Genomic DNA, 16,636 nt, shown 5'->3' with positions numbered 1-16,636 from the left:
CCCACCGGCCCGGCGACCGCCTCGCGGGCCGTTCCGCACGCGGAGGTGCCCCGTGACGATGCCCCTGCTCTCCGGAGAGCTCCGGGTGGTCACGGCCGGCGCCGAGCCGCTCGGCGAGGCGCTGGACGCGCAGGCCGTACCGAGGATCCGGGTGGACTGGCGCCCGCCGATGCCGGGCACCGGCGACGACCTCGCCCGGGTGCTGGCCGACCCGCGCAGGGCCGAGGCCAACGAGGTCGCCGTCGGCCGCCTGGTGTCCGCCCGGCCCCGCCTGGTCACCGTACGGCCGGCGCGCGAGGCGCTGGACCTGCCGCCGGGCACCTTCCTGCACGCCGGGCCGCCGATCACCTGGGAGCGGGCCTCGGGGCCGATGCGCGGCGCGCTCGTCGGGGCGGCGCTGCTGGAGGGACTGGCCGGCGACCCCGAGGAGGCCGGGAGGCTGCTGGCCGCCGGGCGCGTCCGGCTGGAGCCCTGCCACCGCCACCGGACCGTGGGGCCGATGGCGGGGGTGGTCAGCCCGTCGATGTGGATGCTGGAGGTACACGACGCCGAGCACGGCGGCACCGCCTTCTGCTCGCTCAACGAGGGGCTGGGCAAGGTGCTGCGCTACGGCGCCTACGGCCCGGAGGTGCTGCGGCGGCTCACCTGGATGGGCGAGGTCCTGGGACCGGTGCTGCGGGCCGCGCTGGAGCTGACCGGGCCGCTGGACCTCGGGGCGCTGATCGCCCAGGCCCTGCAGATGGGCGACGAGCTGCACAACCGCAACCGCGCCGCCACGTCGCTGCTGGTGCGCGAGCTGGCCGCGGCGATCGTGGACGCCGCGCCGGGCCGGGCGGCCGAGGTGCTGCGCTTCGTGCACGGCAACGACCACTTCTTCCTCAACGCGGGCATGGCGGCCTGCAAGGTGAGCGCCGACGCCGCCCGGGACGTGCCCGGCTCCACCGTGGTCGTGGCGATGGCCCGCAACGGCACCGACTTCGGGATCCAGGTCTCCGGGCTGGGCGACCGCTGGTTCACCGGCCCGGCGGGCGTGCCGGACGGGCTGTACCTCGGCGCGTACGGCCCGGCCGACGCCAACCCCGACATCGGCGACTCCACCATCACCGAGACGGCCGGCCTGGGCGGCTTCGCGATGGCGGCGGCCCCGGCGATCGTCAGGTTCGTCGGCGGCGACGTGCCGGACGCGATGCGGGCCACCCGGTCCATGTACGAGATCACCCTCGCCGAGCACCCCGCCTACCGGATCCCCGTCCTCGGCTTCCGCGGCACGCCGGTGGGCGTCGACGTCGCGCTGGTCGCCCGGACGGGGCTGCTGCCGGCGGTCAACACCGGCATCGCGGGCCGGGTCGCGGGCACCGGGCAGGTGGGCGCCGGTCTGGTGAGCCCGCCCGCGTCGGCCTTCACAACGGCCCTGACAGCCGCCGCCGAGGCGGCCGGCCCCGGCGGCGGACCGGAGCGCTGACTCCGGGGCCGGGCGGACGGTGGCCGGTCCTCCGGTCCGCCGCGGGCCGCGGCGCGTCGTACGACGTCAGCCCGGATGTCCGGGAGGCGGCGGGCCGTGGCGGACGGGCATCGGCGATGCCGTCTGCGAATGGTTCGCCAAACATCAACTTTCATTACTGAATGTAAGGCTTATATCGTGTCCAGCCTCACAGATCAGGCTGCCTGCGGGGGGACTGGAGACGATGACCGATCGCTTGACCGGTGACGCCCCTGCCGGACCCGACGGCGAGCCTCTCCCGCCGGGTGCGGTCCCGAGGCCGGACAGGCTGATCGGCAGGCGCTACCGGCTGGTGTCGCCGGTGGGCCGCGGCGGCCTGGGCCGGGTGTGGCACGCCTACGACGTGCTGCTCGACCGCGACGTCGCGATCAAGGAGCTGATCCTGCCCCCCGGGCTCGACCCCGCGGGCACGCGGGCCGCCCACCGGCGCATGATCCACGAGGCCCGTTCGGCGGCCCGGCTCAGCCACCCGGGCATCGCCGCCGTCCACGACGTCGCCGAGGAGGACGGCCGCCCCTGGATCGTGATGGAGCTGGTCCGCGGCTGGTCCCTGGAGCAGGCCGTACGGCAGGGCGGGCCGCTGCCGGTGGCGCAGGCCGCCGAGATCGGCGTCCGGGTCCTCGACGCGCTGCGCCACGCCCACGCCGCCGGGATCCTGCACCGCGACGTCAAGCCCGGCAACGTGCTGCTGACCGCCGACCGGGTGGTGCTCACCGACTTCGGCATCGCCGCGCTGGAGGACGACGGCGCCGCCCCGCTGGCCGGGCTGCTGGTGGGCTCGCCCGCCTATGTCCCGCCGGAGCGCCTGACCGGCCGGGCGGTCACCCCCGCCGCCGACCTGTGGGCGTTCGGCGCCACGCTGTACACCGCGGTCGAGGGCCGCCCTCCGTACGAGGGGCCCGACGCGATGACGGTGCTCAACGAGATCCTCTCCGGCGAGCCCGTCCGGCCGGTACGGGCCGGGACGCTGGCCCCGGTCCTGGAGGGGCTGCTGCGCAGGGACCCCGACGGCCGGATGACCGCCGCCGAGGCGGCCCGCCTGCTGGAACAGGCGCTGCCCGGCCCGTCCGGTCTGCCCGGCCCGTCCGGTCTGCCCGGCCCGTCCGGTCTGCCCGGCCCGTCCGGTCTGCCCGGTCCGTCCGACCTGCCCGGCTCGTCCGACCCGTTCGGCCACGACGCCGGGCGGGGACCCTTCCCCGCCCCCACCGCCCGGGACCCCTTCCCGAGCCCCTCCGGGCAGGATCCCTTCCTCACCTCCTCCGAGCGGTTTCCCGCCTCCGGCGCTCAGGCGTCCTTCCCCGCCGACGCCCCGGCGGCCCGCCCCACGGCCCCGCGGGCCCCTTCGCCCGGACCGATGCCGTCGCGGATCATCGAGACCCCCTCCGGCCCGGTGCGGGTGCCCTACGACCCGCAGGCCGCGTCCGGACCCGAGACCGCCCCCTTCCCGGGCCCGCCGTCCGGCGGCTCCCCGTCCGGGATGCGCGGCTACGACGCGCTGCGCAGCTCCTCCGCGGACTTCTCCTCCCCCTTTTTCGGAGACCCCCCGCCCGGCTCCCCCACCGGTACGGCCGGCTCCTCCCCGCGACCGCCCGCGGAGAACGCTCCAGCGGCCCGGCCGGCCGCCGGCGCCCCCCTGCGCGGCCGGCGGCACGCGGCGCCGGAGGACCCCGGCGCCCCCGGCGCGCGGCGGCGGGAGGGCCGGTCCGGCGGCGGCCGGCCGGCACCGCGGATGCTGGCGGCGGGCGGGGCCGTGGCGCTGGTGCTGGTGATCGCCGCGCTGGTCCTGCTGCTGCCCCGCACCTCGGACGCCCCGGCGCCCCCGGCCGCCACCACGAGCCCCGGCTCCTCCGCCGCCTCGGCACCCGCCGACCCGGCGACCCCGGACCGGCCGCGGACCGAGATCCCCGACGGATACCGGCGGCTCAGCGAGGCCGGCGTCGCGGCGGCGCTGCCCAAGGGCTGGGCCGCCAAGCCGGGCGACGACGGCGGCACCGTGTTCACCGGCCCCAGGAACAGCGGGCGGAGCGTCACCGTCACCCCCGTCCCGGTGACCGACCCGATGACCGCGCTGCGCCGCGCCGACCGGAACGGCCTGGACGAGTACACCGAGGTCGGCCTCTCCCGGGTGCCCTACCGCGACTGGAAGGCCGCCGACCTGGAGTACACCTACGCGGTGTCCGGCGGAGCCGTGCCCATGCACGGGCTCACCCGGTACGTCATGGTGGACGACGCGACCGCCTACCGGATCACGTTCGCCGTGCAGGACCTCGACTGGGGGAGGAGCGCGGCGTTCCGGCAGGTCTTCCTCGACACCTTCACCCCGAACGCCTGACCGGCCGCCCCGTCCCGCACCCGGGGGCCGGCATGGCGGGCTGGTATGGATCGCGTCGTAGACCGCCCCGTCCGCGCACCCGGCGGGGACCGGAATATCGCTTCAAATGGTGTCATGAGTGATGGCAGACTTCACTGGTGACGCGCACCCCCTCATCCATCCCAGAAAAAGACGATATTTCCCCTGAAAGCCGGATGAACATCGCGGCGGTGCAGCGGCGGACCCTCGCGGTGCTGTCCATCGCGCAGATCACCGGCGGGGTCGGGGTCGCCGTCGGCACGGCCCTCAGCTCGCTGGTGGTCGCCAAGCTGTCCGGCTCGGTGGCGATCAGCGGCCTGGCCGGGACCTCCAGCGTGCTCGGCGCCGCCCTGCTGGCCCTGCCCACCGCCGGCGCCGCGAACCGGGATGGCCGCCGGGCCGGGCTGACCCTGGCCTACGCCTGCGCGGTGCTCGGCTGCCTGGTGGCGCTGCTCGCCATCGCCACGCGCGTGTGGCCCCTGCTCCTCGCCGGCCTGGTGCTGTTCGGCGGCGGCAGCGCGGGCAACCTCGCCTCCCGCTACTCCGCGACCGACCTGTCGGCCCCCGGCCACTCGGCCCGGCACCTGGCGTGGGTCGTGTGGGCCGCCACCATCGGCTCGGTCACCGGCCCCAACCTGGCCGAACCCGCCGAACGCCTCGGCCGCCGGCTCGGCCTGGCCCCCGACACCGGCCCCTTCGCGCTCTCCCTGCTGGCGTTCGCGCTCGCGCTGGCCGTCGTGCTGGTGGCGCTGCGGCCCGACCCGCTGCTGCTGGCCCGCGCGACCTCCCAGGGCTCCCCCGCTCCGGCCGCTCCCGGCTCCCCCGCCGCCCCCGCGCCGACCCCGGCCACGGCCCGGACCCGGAGCCGGGGCGGGCTGCGCGCCGGCTGGCGGGCCCTGCGCGAGAGCCCCGCCGCCTCCCGGGCGCTCGTGGCGATCGCGGTCGCCCACACCGCGATGGTGTCGGTCATGTCCATGACCCCGGTGCACCTCGACCACGCCGGCGCCGGCTACCGGACCATCGGCGTCGTGCTCAGCGTGCACATCGCCGGCATGTTCGTCCTGTCGCCTGCGGTCGGCTGGCTGGCCGACCGGATCGGCCGGACCCGCGTGCTCGTCCTCGGCATGGGCGTCCTCCTGGCCGCCGCCCTCCTCGCGGGCGGGGCCGGGCCGCACGACATCGGCCGGGTGACCGCCGGGCTCGGCCTGCTCGGCGTCGGCTGGTCCTGCGGCCTGATCGCGGGCTCGGCGATGCTCACCGAGGCCGTGCCGCTGGAGCGCCGCCCCGCCGTGCAGGGCCTGTCGGACCTGCTGATGAACGTCTGCGGCGCGGGCGGCACGATCCTCGCCGGGCTGATCGTGAGCGGCCTGTCCTACGGCACGCTCGGCACCGCCACGGCGGTCATGGTGACCGTCACCGCCGCCTGGCTGGCCCTCACCACCCGGCCCGCGCGCGCCGCCTGACCCCCCGGCTCCCCGTACGGGCACCGGCGGCCATCGGCGCCCGTACGGTCCCGGCGCCGGCGGCAGGGGGATGCAGGGGGATGAGGCGCGCCACGTTCCGGCCGTCGGCGCCCGTACGGCCCCGGCCCCCGAACCGGCGAGCCGCCGCACGGCCCACGCGGCGCCGCGCCCGTCGTCACTTCGCGTCGGCGTAGCAGCGCACCGCGACCGCCTGCATCGGGAAGCGCACCGGCGTCGCACCGAACAGCAGGCGCGTCGCCTCCCCGGCCGCCCGGCCCACCGCCGCGACGACCTCCTCGGCCAGCTCGGCCGGGCAGTGCACCATCACCTCGTCGTGCTGGAAGAACACCAGCCGCGCCGGGTCCGGCAGCAGCCCGCGCAGCACCGCCAGCAGCGACAGCGCCCACTCCGCCGCGGTCGCCTGGACCACGAAGTTGCGGGTGAACCGGCCCCGGTCGCGCGCCGCACGCCTGCCCTCCGGGCCCGAGACCAGCTCCTTCCAGCGCGCCGACGGCGGCGGGCAGGTGCGGCCGAGCCAGGACCTCACCAGCCGCCCCTCCTCGCCGCTGCGCGCCGCCTCCTCGACGAACCGGTACGCCTGCGGGAAGCGCTGCCGCATCACGGCCAGCAGCGTGGGGGCGTCGCCGCTGGTCCCGCCGTACATGGCCGACAACATGGCGATCTTCGCGTGGGCGCGGTCGCCGCCGAACGCCCCCGCCAGAGCCTGGTACAGATCGGCCTCCCCGGCCGCGCGGGCCAGCCCGCCGTCCCCGGCCATCGCGGCCAGCACCCGCGGCTCCAGCTGCGCCGCGTCGGCCACGACGAGCATCCAGCCCTCGTCGGCCACCACCACCCGGCGCATCACCTTGGGGATCTGCAGCGCCCCGCCGCCGCTGGTGGCCCACCTGCCCGACACGACGCCGCCGACGACGTACTCCGGCCGGAAGCGGTCGTCGCGCACCCACTGGTCGGCCCAGACCCAGCCGTGGAAGCTGTGGATCCGCGCCAGCTCCTTGTAGGCCAGCAGCGGCGCGACCCCGGGGTGGTCGACCTTCCTGATCTCGTGGGCCCGGGTGGAGGCCACCGGCACCCCCGCCGCCTTGAAGGCCCGGATGATCTGCTGCGGGGAGTCGGGGTTGAACGGCGTGCCGAAGGCCGCCGACACCTGATCGGCCAGCGCCTGCAGCTTCGCCGGGCGCATGCCGTGCACCGGGCGCGGGCCGAGCAGCTCGGCCAGCAGCGCGTCGTGCGCGTCGCGCCGCCAGGGCATGCCGTCGCGGCTCATCTCCTCGGCGATCAGCGCCCCGGCCGACTCGGCCGCGGCCAGCAACCGGAACCGGTGCGGGTCGGCGGTGGCCTCGATCCGCCGGAGCTGGTCGGCGAGGACCTCGGCCACCGGCCCGGCGTCCGGCGCGGGCGGCTCATCCTCGAACAGCGCGGCCTGACGCGCCCGCTCCCCGCCGGGCGCCTGGTGGTCGTCGTCGGGCACCGGCAGGCCGTGCAGCCGGGCGTGCGCCGCCGCGGCCGAGCGGGGTTCGCCGTACCGCCCCTCGTATCCCAGCAGCAGGCCCTCGGTCAGCGCCAGGTCGTGGCAGCGGCCCACCCGCACCCCGGCGTCGAGCAGGGCGGGGTAGACCGCGCGGGTGTCGGCCCAGACCCAGCGCGGACGCCCGCCCGCCGCGCCCGGAGGCGCCCCCCGCCCGGCGCCCGGCCCCGGGACGGCCCGCGCCCCTGGCTCCGGCGCGCCCGGAACGGCCCGCGCCCCGGACCCCGTCTCAAGCTCCCGGACGGCCGCCGCCAGGTCGGCGACGGTCCGCGCCTCGCCCCCGGCGGGCAGCAGGACGCCACCGCTCCCCGGACCGGCCGCCACTGCCACGTGCATGAGGCCAGCCTCCCACGCCGCCCCGACACTTTCGCTCAGGCGAGCGGTATCACCACCTCGTCCTCGAGCGGGGGTTCGAGTTCCTGCTCCAGGCAGCCGGTCGCGGCGAAGCACCGGATCGTCAGGGCCTCCGGGGTCACCGAGACGTGCAGGAAGCTCTTGAAGAACGGCGGGGTGTCCCAGTCGGACAGCTCCGACAGGTAGCGGTGGAACGTCCGGCCCACCGGCAGCCGGAACGGCATCGGCAGGCCGCCGAGGATCCGCGCCGCCCACCTCATCCGCGCCGTGACGGGCACGGGCGGGACGTCCCGGACGGGGGCGACGCCGATCCGCCGCGACATCACCGCCGCGCTCTCGGCCGGTGTGAGGTAGAGCCAGCGCATCCGCAGCCGGTCGCTGTAGAGCCTGCTGTAGAACGACAGCGAGTCGCCGCGCAGCGGGTAGCAGCGGTAGTCGTCCTCGCTGACGCCGCCCACCGTGACCCTGGGGATCGTGTGGGTGGCGTGCATGAACGCCCCGGAGCCGCCGGCCACGATGTACTGGATCGTCCGGCCGCCCCTGCTGACCGGGAAACGCTGGTAGTTGTGCACGTCCCCGCCGATCGCGGCGACGTAGTTGTGCGCGGGGTCGGCGACGATGTCGTCGATCGTGCCGCCCCCCTCCAGCGCCGACGGCCTGTACTCGTCGCGGACGTAGACGGGCTTGCCGGTGATCAGCATCTTGGGCCGCGGATCCCGCGAGACCTCGCGCAGCCACCGCGCCTGCCCGGCGTCCAGCGTGCCGCGTATCCCGGTGTCCACCCCCACGATGAGCAGCGAGGGGGTCTCCAGCGCCCAGTACGGTCCGGGCTGCACGGCCCGCTGGCCGGGCTCGGACCGGCGCTCGCGCGCCCGCTCCAGCGCCGCCTCGTCGATCACGTCCGGCTTGCGCCACAGCAGGCCCCGCAGCCCGGAGGGCGACAGCCGGAAGCCCTGCCGCTCGGCCTTCAGCGCCGGGGCCTCGCAGAAGACGCGCATGAAGCCGCCGAGCCCGTCGTACCAGTCATGGTTGCCGGGCACGGCGTAGATCGGCGCGGGGTAGTCCTGGTACGGGCGGAAGAACTTGACGTCGTAGTCGTTGCCCGACCCGGCGGGGTAGATCACGTCGCTGGCGATGACGGCGAAGGAGGTGCCCCGCCCGATCTTCAGCACCCCCGGGACGACCGCGTACTGCGAGGCGTCCCCCTCCCCCGTGTCCCCCAGGACCAGGAAGGAGAACTCCGGGCCGACGTCCACCGGGATCCGCATGGCCGGATCCGCGCCCCGCTCCCGCTGGGCGGCCACCCAGCGGGCGCGCACCTCACCGGACGGATCCCCGAACAGTGTCGCCAGGACCTCGTTCCTCGACCGCCACAGGGTGCGCGGGTTCAGCCAGGAGAAGCTCTCCCGGCCGGGGAGCATGTCCCGGAACGTACCCACCCGGGCGCACGACCAGCCCGCGCCCTCCTCCGACACCCGGGAGGAGCCGTCACGTCCGCGTCTCGCGGCCCGACCGATATCGACCATGACCATATTTTGACGTTGATCTCGGACATGCGCAGGGTTAAGCGGGTACGGGAGCCGCGATGCAGACCTTCCTCCCCTACCCCGACTTCGCCGCCACCGCACGGGTCCTCGACCCCCTGCGGCTCGGCAAGCAGCGGGTGGAGACCATCCAGGTGCTGCGCGCGCTGACCGTCCCGGGGTACGGCTGGCGCCACCACCCGGCGGTGCGGATGTGGGCCGGGTACGAGGAGGCGCTGGTCAGGTACGGCCTGGAGGTCTGCGAGCGGTGGTGCGCCGGGGGCCGGGCCGACACCTGCGCGGACAAGCTGACGCGGGAGCTGTCCGGCCTCCTCGGCGTCGCCGCGCCCCGCTCCCAGGCGGAGCTCGCCGCCGCCGGGGAGCTGCCGCCCTGGCTGGGCGACCCGGAGCTGCACCTCAGCCACCGGTCGGCGCTGCTGCGCAAGTCCCCGGAGTTCTACCGCCCGATCTTCGGCGACGAGCCGGACGGGCTGCCCTACGTCTGGCCGCTCTCCGACCGGCCGCGGCGTCCGCCGTCCGGTGGATCGGGGTGACCGGTCGTCGGCGGGGGATCGTTCTCGTCCTGTCCGCGCCCGACGCCTTTACAATGTAGATTTTTCGTTGGCCGCAACCGGCGCCGTCAGGGCAGCCGGCCGATGGTGAAGTCGTCGACGTACACCCGCGTCCCGGTGTTCGCCGTGGGCCACTGCCCCGCCGTCACCATGAATCTGCAGCGTGAAAGCCCCGCCCTTCAGGACGGGGAGGAAACGCGGAGCGGCCGGACACCGGGAACTTCCCCGTTTCGCCGGTAGCGGTCCGGTAACAGTCGGTAAAATTCCGTGCGTGTCCCGTTACCGGCTGCAGCCCACCCCCGTCCAGGAGGCGGCGCTGGCCGAGCACTGCCGCCATGCCCGGTACGTGTGGAACCTCGCGGTCGAGCAGCATTCGTTCTGGTGGCCCGGACGCGGCGGTGCTCCGGGGTTCGCCGAGCAGTGCCGCCAGCTCACCCAGGCCCGCGCCGCCTGCCCGTGGCTGGCCGATGGGTCGGTCATCGTGCAGCAGCAGGCGCTGAAGGACTTCGCCCAGGCGATGGCGAACTTCTTCGGCGGCACTCACAAGCGGCCCACCTGGCGCAAACGCGGCCGCAGCGAAGGCTTTCGGATCGTCGCCGTCAAAGCCGAGGACGTGCGGCGCCTGTCGCGCCACGTCGGCGAGGTCCGCGTCCCCAAGGTGGGCTGGGTGCGGTTCCGCTGGTCGCGGCCCGTTCCGGCCGGGGTGAAGTCCTACCGGGTGACCCGGGACCGGTCCGGGCGCTGGCATGTCGCCTTCGCCGCCGTCCCCGTCCCGGTTCCCGCACCCGGCAACGGCGAGGTCGTGGGGGTGGATCGGGGCGTGGTGGTCTCGGCGGCGTTGTCCACCGGTGAACTGCTCACCGTCCAACCCCTGCGGCAGACCGAGCAGGCGCGGCTGCGGCGCTTGGAGCGCAGGCTCGCCCGCGCCAAGCCCGGCTCGGCCCGGCGGGCGAAGGTCAAGGCCGCCCTCGCCCGGCTCAAGGCGCGGCGCAAGGACCGGCGTAAGGACTGGGTGGAGAAGACCAGCACCGATCTGGCCCGCCGGTTCGACGTCATCGCGGTCGAGGACCTCAAGATCGCCGCGATGACCCGATCGGCCCGCGGCACGGCCGAGAAGCCGGGCCGCGGGGTGCGACAGAAGGCCGGGCTGAACCGCGGCATCCTGGCCAATGGCTGGGGTCTGCTCGTCACCCGCCTGGAGGACAAGGCGCCCGGCCGGGTCATCCGGGTCGATCCGGCGTTCACCAGTCAGCGCTGTTCGGCGTGCGGGTTCGTGGACCGGAGGGCGCGTGAGAGCCAAGCGCGCTTCCGGTGCCGCTCCTGCCATCACGCCGGGCACGCCGATGTGAACGCCGCACGCAACATCGCACACGCGGCAGGGCATGCCGTGGCTGCGCGGGAAGGGCCCCGGGTCACCGGGCCGGTGCACCGCGAACCCCATCCCGCTCTCCTCATCGCGTAGGAAGCGGGTTGGAATCCCCCGCCCTTCAGGCGGGGAGGATGTCAAGGCAGATGATCATAGATCGGCCGCTCCGGCGGGGGTAGATAATTCCCCGGAAAATCCCGGGAAGTCCGAACCGGCCGGCGCCGGCCCGCCGCTCAGTCCGGCGCCGGGGCGACCAGCGCCCCCGGGTTGAGGACGCCGTCCGGGTCAAGCCGGTCCTTGATCCCCCGGAGGATCTCCACGCCCAGCTCGCCGATCTCGGCGGCGTAGGCGTCCCGGTGGTCGCGGCCGACGCCGTGGTGGTGGGAGATCGTGCCCCCGGCCGCGACGATCGCCTCGTTCACCGCCTTCTTGGCCGCCTCCCACTGCCCCAGCGGGTCGGCCGACTGGGCCGTGACGACCGTGAAGTACAGCGAGGCGCCGGTGCCGTACACGTGGGAGACGTGGCACATCACCAGCGGCGAGCCCAGGGAGCCCTGGAGCGACAGCCGTACGGCGTCGTAGAGGCCGGGCAGGGCGGACCAGAACCCGGCCGTCTCCAGCGTCTCCACGGTGGCCCCGGCCCCGAGCAGGGAGTCGCGCAGGTAGGGGGCGGAGTAGCGGCCCCGGGCCCACGACTCGCCCGGGTCCGGGCCCAGGCAGGTGCCGCCGAGCCCGGCCAGCATCTCCGCGGCGGCGTCCCGCCGCGCCCGCGCCTCCCCCGGCTCGCCCTCGTAGCCCGTGACGGCCAGGCAGCCCGCGCCGGCCGCGAGGCCGCCCAGCTCGTCCGGCCTGGCCAGGCCGACCATCGTCTCGGTCTCGTCGGACAGGCGCAGCACGGTGGGCACGGGGCCGTCCTGGGCGAGACGCCGCAGCGCGGCCGTCCCCTGCGCGAACGACGGGAACCGCCAGCCCTCGTAGAGACGCTCGGCGGGGGCCCGGCGCACCCGCAGCCGCAGCGAGGTGATCACCCCGAACGCGCCCTCGGAGCCGAGGATCACCTGGCGCAGGTCGGGCCCGGCGGCCGACTTGGGCGCGCGGCCCAGCTCCAGGGTGCCGCGCGGAGTGGCCACGGTCATGCCGACGACCATGTCGTCGAACCGGCCGTAGCCCGCCGACGCCTGCCCGCTGGAGCGGGCCGCGGCGAAGCCGCCCAGCGTCGCGTACTCGAACGACTGGGGGAAGTGCCCCAGGGTGAACCCGTGCCCGGCCAGCAGCCGCTCGGCCTGCGGCGCGCGCAGCCCCGGCTCCAGCTCGGCGACCATGGACTCGGCGTCCACCGACACCAGCCGGTTCAGCCGTGAGACGTCCAGCGCGACGACCCCGGCGAAGCCGCGCCGGTCGGCCGCCAGGCCGCCGACGACCGAGGTGCCGCCGCCGAACGGCACGACGGCCACCCGGTGCGCGGCGCAGATCCGCAGCACCGCCAGCACCTCGTCGTGGGAGCCGGGCAGCACGACGGCGTCGGGGGCGTCCGAGCCGTCCCCGGCGCGGATGCGCAGCAGGTCGGGGGTGGACTTGCCCCGGGTGTGCCGGACGCGGGTCTCGTGGTCGCGGCGGACGTGCCCGGCGCCGACGGCCTCCTCCAGCTCGGCCACGACCGGCGCGGGGAGCGCCGTGCCGGGCAGCCGCACCTCGTCGAGGGCCGCGGCGGGGGTGTCCGGCGCGCGGACGCCCAGCAGGTCGCCCAGCAGGCGGCGGACCGGTTCGGGCAGCTCGGCGGCCCGCGCGGGGTCGCCCCAGCCCGACCAGAGCATCGGTTCGGCGGCGGCGGTCATCGGAGTCTCCACGTCTACACTGTGACAGATGACGTCCATCCGTCACAATGTGGTCATGGACACCGGCGGCCCCGCCCGCGACCCCGATCCCGTTCTCGACGCCGCCCGCGAGATGGTGCTCGCGGTCGGCGTGCGGCGCACCACGCTCACCGACGTGGCGCGGCGGGCCGGGGTCTCCCGGATGACGATCTACCGCCGCTGGCCGGACGTCCGCGCGCTGGTCGCCGACCTGATGACCCGCGAGTGGACGCTCGTCGCCGGCCGGTTCGCCGGGGACGACCCGGTCGCCGCGGCGGTCGGGGTGGTGCGGGCCCTGCGCGGCCACCCGCTCTGGCGGAAGATCGTCGAGGTGGATCCCGAGCTGCTCCTGCCGTACCTGCTGCGCCGCCGGGGAGCCAGCCAGGACGCCATGCTGGCGCTCGTGGCGGAGTCCGTCGCGCGCGGGCAGGAGCTGGGCGCCGTACGGCCCGGCGACCCGGCGCGGCTGGCCGGGACCGTGCTGCTGACCGCCCAGTCGTTCCTGCTGTCGGGTCCGGCGGTGCTCGCCCCGGCCTCCCCCGGCGAGCTGGACGACGAACTCGCCACCCTCCTGGAGAGGTACCTGCGACCGTGAGCTCCCCCGCCCCCGGCTTCCCCGGCCCGTCGCTTCCGGGCTCCTCCCTCAACGCCGCCCGCCGGGCGCGCGAGCTGGCCGAGACGCGCGGCCTCGTGGTCGACGTGCTGGTGGTCGGCCTGGGCGCGACCGGCGCCGGGGCGGCGCTCGACGCCGCCTCCCGCGGCCTGTCGGTGGCCGCGATCGACGCCTGCGACCTGGCGTTCGGCACCTCCCGGTGGAGCTCGAAGATGATCCACGGCGGGCTGCGCTACCTGGCCAGGGGGCAGGTCGGGGTGGCCCGGGAGAGCGCGGTGGAGCGCGGTGTGCTGCTCGCCCGCACCGCCCCGCACCTGGTGCGGGCCGCGCCGTACCTGCTGCCGCTGACCCCGCGGGTCTCCCGTTCCCGGGCGGCGACGGTGATGGCCGGCTACCGGCTCGGCGACGGGCTGCGGGCGGCGGCGGGCACGCCCCGCGCGCTGCTGCCCGGCCCCGCGCGGATCCCCGCCCGGCGGGCGCTGGAGCTGGCCGCGCCGCTGGCGCCGGACGGCCTGCGCGGCGCGCTGCTGTCCTGGGACGGGCGGCTGAACGACGACGCGCGCCTGGTGGTGGCGCTGGCCAGGACGGCCGCCGCGCACGGGGCCAGGATCCTGACCCGCTGCCGGGCCCTCGCGCTGGCCGGGGACGGCGCCGAGGTCCGCGACGAGCTGACCGGCGACGTCTTCACGATCCGCGCCCGGGCGACGGTCAACGCCACCGGGGTCTGGGCCGCCGGCCTCGACCCGGGCATCCCGCTGCGGCCCTCGCGCGGCACCCACCTCGTGCTGCGCCCGGAGACCCTCCCCGGTCTGCGGGCCGGGCTGCACGTGCCGATCCCCGGGGAGAGCAACCGGTTCGCGCTGGTCCTGCCCCAGGACGACGGCCGCGTCTACGTCGGCCTGACCGACGAGCCGGTGGACGGGCCGGTCCCCGACGTGCCGGAGGCGCCGGAGGAGGACGTGGCGTTCCTGCTCGGCGTGCTCAACTCGGTGCTGGCCGCGGAGATCCGGCGCGAGGACGTCGCCGGGGCCTTCGCCGGGCTGCGCCCGCTCCTCGGCGGAGGCGGGCGCGACGGGATCGGCGGGCGGGACGGGGACGGCGGGCGCACCGCCGACCTGTCACGGCGGCACGCGCTGCTGGCCTCCCCCGGCGGGGCGGTCACGGTCGTGGGCGGCAAGCTGACCACCTACCGGCGGATGGCCGAGGACGCGGTCGACCTCGTGGTGCGGCTGCGGGGCCTGCCCGCCGGGGCGAGCCGTACGGCGCGGCTGCCCCTCGTCGGGTACCTCCCGCCGGGCGTGGCGGCGCGGGGGCGGCTGGTGGCGCGGTACGGCGCCGAGGCGGCGGCGGTGCGGTCGCTGGCGGCCGGGGACCCGGCGCTGGCCGAGCCGCTGCCGACCGGCGTCACCGGCGCCGAGCTGGTCTGGGCGGTCCGGCACGAGGGGGCGCTGGACGCCGGGGACCTCCTCGACCGCCGGACCCGGATCGGCCTCGTGCCGGAGGACAGGGCGGCGGCCATGCCCGCGGCCCTGGCCGCCCTGGAACGCGGGACCGGCTGACTCCGGCCGCTCCGGAACGCGGAACCGGCCGGCCCCGGCCGACCCGGAACGCGGAACCGGCCGGCCCCGGACGCCTTCCGGCCCTGGACACCTTCCGGCCCCGGACGCCGTGGGACGCGGTACCGGAGGCCCCGGAGTACGGGCCGTTCGGCCCTTGACGGCGTACGGATTTCCGTCCGCCTCTTGACAGGATCTCCTGACCATGCTTGGGGCGGGAGATTTCTCACAGAGATCTCTCAGCCCCGAAGCCTTGACACCGGACCTCCGTCGACCCTTCTCCGGCCGCGCCGCCCGGGGCGCGACGGAACAGAGCACACTCACACCTCACGCCACACCCGCCGATCAATTAGGTTAGTCTCACCTAAGTCGAAGGAGGGGTGCGTGAGCTCGGGGTGCGTTTCGGGAACGGACAGGCGGGCGTGGGCAGGAAGTTGCTCGCATCCCGCGGGCTGTCACACCGGTGACCTGCCGGTTCTCGCCAGCGCGACGGTGGGGGCCCGCTTCTGGCTGCTCATCGAGCACTCCGGCCCGTGGGCCTCGCACCTGGAGGACTGCCGGCTGCCCGAGGAAATTCACGCGCTTATCAGACGGGCGCAGAACCTCGGCATCCGGCCCCAGCTCATCCGCCGCCCGGGGCACCGGAAGCCCGTGACGGGCGGGATCCACGTCATGGTCGCCGACGCCACGGCCCCCGAGCCGTGGATCGCCGAGGGCGTCATCGCAGGTCCATCCGATCTTGACATGGACGCGCTGGTGGCCGGAGTGGTCCCGGAGTCCTGCATACTTGTGAGTGAGCCGGTTTTTCTGGTGTGCACGCATGCCAAGCGCAACGCGTGCTGCGCCCGCATTGGACTGCCCCTGGCTCGGTCCTTGGCAGAGGTTTTGCCGGACAGAATATGGGAAACATCACATGTTGGCGGCGATCGCTATGCCGCCAACCTCGTGTGCTTGCCACACGGGCTTTACTACGGCAGCATGTCTCAGGCTGCTGCGATCGCGGCAGTCGATGCGTACCGGTCCGGCGAGGTCATCCTCGACCGTTTCCGGGGACGCGCGGGCATCCCCGAGCCGTCGCAGGCCGCTGAGCATTTCGTCCGCGCCCATACGGGCGAGCTCTCGGTCGGTGGAGTGGCCGTGGAGTCCTCCAGGTCGGACGGCGTCACCACCGAAGTCCTCGTGCGCGGTGGCGACGCTCGTTTCCGGGTGGTGGTCGAGCCCATGACGCTCACAACGCCATGTGGTACGGCTTGCGCCGAGACGGTCACCACCTATCGGCTGGTCACGCTGGACAGGCTCACGCCTGTGCGGTACGCCACGCCCGCTCTCGCCTGACCTGAGGGAACATCACGGGCAATCCCGGCGTTGGAATCAGGGACGCCACAAACGTCCAATGCGGCATCAACCCGAATTACCTCTCACGTAAAAGGTGGTTTTCTCATGTCTCAGGTACGCCGGCAGACCGCCCGTCCTCGGCCCAGCTGGGGCTGGCAGGATGACGCCGCGTGCCGGGGTGAGGACCTCGTGCTCTTCTTCGGTCCCGACGGCGAGCGCCAGCCTGAGCGCGACATCCGCGAGCGGAAGGCCAAGGCCATCTGCGCCCAGTGCCCCGTCCGCGCCGAGTGCCTCGACTACGCGCTGTCGCGTCCGGAGAAGTACGGCACCTGGGGCGGCCTGAACGAGGACGAGCGCGCCTCCGAGCGTCGCCGTCGCATGCGTCGTGCCGCCAGCGCCGGCATCAGCGCCGTCGCCTGAGCAACACCTCCACCCGGCTTCCCCCGCGTGTGATCCCGCCGTTCCGGCGCGGGATCACACGTCGCCGCACGATCAGGGTGTTCCGCCCAGGAGGCGGAACACCCGGCAGGTAAGGTCCTTCCCGGTTCCGCCTCCCGCGGCTCCCTTCCGGCGATCCCGCCGGATACGCCTCCCGCGGCCTTCG

Annotated in this window: 12 protein-coding genes; 9 read left to right on the top strand and 3 right to left on the bottom strand. The window is 75.3% G+C overall.

Features of this window, described 5'->3' with window-relative positions; all coding sequences use genetic code 11:
• Positions 1-58: 58 nt before the first annotated feature.
• From HDA43_RS28445 to HDA43_RS28435, 3 genes are all read left to right on the top strand, one after another.
• Entirely contained in the window at positions 59-1,462 is a 1,404-nt protein-coding gene (locus HDA43_RS28445) for a YlbE family protein (RefSeq protein ID WP_179828763.1), read from the top strand.
• A gap of 223 nt (positions 1,463-1,685) precedes the next feature.
• A complete protein-coding gene (locus HDA43_RS28440) occupies positions 1,686-3,833 on the top strand; it encodes a serine/threonine-protein kinase (protein WP_179827110.1) in 2,148 nt (715 codons plus the stop codon).
• A gap of 194 nt (positions 3,834-4,027) precedes the next feature.
• Entirely contained in the window at positions 4,028-5,314 is a 1,287-nt protein-coding gene (locus HDA43_RS28435; RefSeq protein WP_179827108.1) for an MFS transporter, read from the top strand.
• Between the two features lie 175 nt (positions 5,315-5,489).
• Here the strand turns inward: HDA43_RS28435 and HDA43_RS28430 are convergent, their stop codons facing one another.
• Entirely contained in the window at positions 5,490-7,196 is a 1,707-nt protein-coding gene (locus HDA43_RS28430; RefSeq protein ID WP_218912667.1) for a bifunctional 3'-5' exonuclease/DNA polymerase, read from the bottom strand.
• A 35-nt stretch (positions 7,197-7,231) separates the two neighbouring features.
• Positions 7,232-8,740, bottom strand: a complete 1,509-nt coding sequence (locus HDA43_RS28425) for a metallophosphoesterase family protein (RefSeq protein ID WP_179827106.1) — start codon at positions 8,738-8,740, stop codon at positions 7,232-7,234.
• Positions 8,741-8,799: 59 nt separating this feature from the next.
• Here HDA43_RS28425 and HDA43_RS28420 point away from each other — a divergent pair, with 59 nt between their 5' ends.
• Both HDA43_RS28420 and HDA43_RS28415 read left to right on the top strand, forming a co-directional pair.
• Positions 8,800-9,291: an MSMEG_6728 family protein gene (locus HDA43_RS28420; RefSeq protein ID WP_179827104.1), complete on the top strand. Its 492-nt coding sequence runs from the start codon at positions 8,800-8,802 to the stop codon at positions 9,289-9,291.
• Between the two features lie 289 nt (positions 9,292-9,580).
• On the top strand, positions 9,581-10,771 hold the full coding sequence (locus tag HDA43_RS28415; protein WP_179827102.1) for an RNA-guided endonuclease InsQ/TnpB family protein: 1,191 nt from the start codon (positions 9,581-9,583) through the stop codon (positions 10,769-10,771).
• Positions 10,772-10,908: 137 nt separating this feature from the next.
• On the opposite strand, the gene HDA43_RS28410 is transcribed toward HDA43_RS28415, so the two are convergent.
• A complete protein-coding gene (locus HDA43_RS28410; protein WP_179828761.1) occupies positions 10,909-12,489 on the bottom strand; it encodes an FAD-binding oxidoreductase in 1,581 nt (526 codons plus the stop codon).
• Between the two features lie 49 nt (positions 12,490-12,538).
• On the opposite strand from HDA43_RS28410, the gene HDA43_RS28405 reads away from it, so the two are divergent.
• The 4 genes from HDA43_RS28405 to HDA43_RS28390 all read left to right on the top strand — a co-directional run bounded on the left by HDA43_RS28405 (position 12,539) and on the right by HDA43_RS28390 (position 16,452).
• Complete coding sequence (locus tag HDA43_RS28405) at positions 12,539-13,123, top strand: TetR/AcrR family transcriptional regulator (RefSeq protein WP_179827100.1); 585 nt, start codon at positions 12,539-12,541, stop codon at positions 13,121-13,123.
• Positions 13,120-14,700, top strand: coding sequence for a glycerol-3-phosphate dehydrogenase/oxidase (locus tag HDA43_RS28400; RefSeq protein WP_179827098.1), 1,581 nt, complete (start codon positions 13,120-13,122; stop codon positions 14,698-14,700). The genes HDA43_RS28405 and HDA43_RS28400 overlap by 4 nt, the downstream gene beginning before the upstream one ends.
• Before the next feature lie 381 nt (positions 14,701-15,081).
• Positions 15,082-16,032, top strand: a complete 951-nt coding sequence (locus HDA43_RS28395) for a ferredoxin family protein (RefSeq protein ID WP_179827096.1) — start codon at positions 15,082-15,084, stop codon at positions 16,030-16,032.
• A 105-nt stretch (positions 16,033-16,137) separates the two neighbouring features.
• A complete protein-coding gene (locus tag HDA43_RS28390) occupies positions 16,138-16,452 on the top strand; it encodes a WhiB family transcriptional regulator (RefSeq protein ID WP_012893126.1) in 315 nt (104 codons plus the stop codon).
• Positions 16,453-16,636: the final 184 nt, after the last annotated feature.

It is taken from the genome of Streptosporangium sandarakinum, from assembly GCF_013409935.1.
In the GTDB taxonomy this organism is placed as follows: domain Bacteria; phylum Actinomycetota; class Actinomycetes; order Streptosporangiales; family Streptosporangiaceae; genus Streptosporangium; species Streptosporangium nondiastaticum.
The sequence above is the reverse complement of the archived record's forward strand: the minus strand, read 5'-3'. Positions and strand labels throughout refer to the sequence as shown.

Coding starts and splice junctions, on each gene's coding strand:
- HDA43_RS28445 (WP_179828763.1), top strand. CDS start 59: ATGCCCCTGCTCTCCGGAGAGCTCCGGGTGGTCACGGCCGGCGCCGAG.
- HDA43_RS28440 (WP_179827110.1), top strand. CDS start 1,686: ATGACCGATCGCTTGACCGGTGACGCCCCTGCCGGACCCGACGGCGAG.
- HDA43_RS28435 (WP_179827108.1), top strand. CDS start 4,028: ATGAACATCGCGGCGGTGCAGCGGCGGACCCTCGCGGTGCTGTCCATC.
- HDA43_RS28430 (WP_218912667.1), bottom strand. CDS start 7,196: ATGCACGTGGCAGTGGCGGCCGGTCCGGGGAGCGGTGGCGTCCTGCTG.
- HDA43_RS28425 (WP_179827106.1), bottom strand. CDS start 8,740: ATGGTCGATATCGGTCGGGCCGCGAGACGCGGACGTGACGGCTCCTCC.
- HDA43_RS28420 (WP_179827104.1), top strand. CDS start 8,800: ATGCAGACCTTCCTCCCCTACCCCGACTTCGCCGCCACCGCACGGGTC.
- HDA43_RS28410 (WP_179828761.1), bottom strand. CDS start 12,489: ATGCTCTGGTCGGGCTGGGGCGACCCCGCGCGGGCCGCCGAGCTGCCC.
- HDA43_RS28405 (WP_179827100.1), top strand. CDS start 12,539: ATGACGTCCATCCGTCACAATGTGGTCATGGACACCGGCGGCCCCGCC.
- HDA43_RS28390 (WP_012893126.1), top strand. CDS start 16,138: ATGTCTCAGGTACGCCGGCAGACCGCCCGTCCTCGGCCCAGCTGGGGC.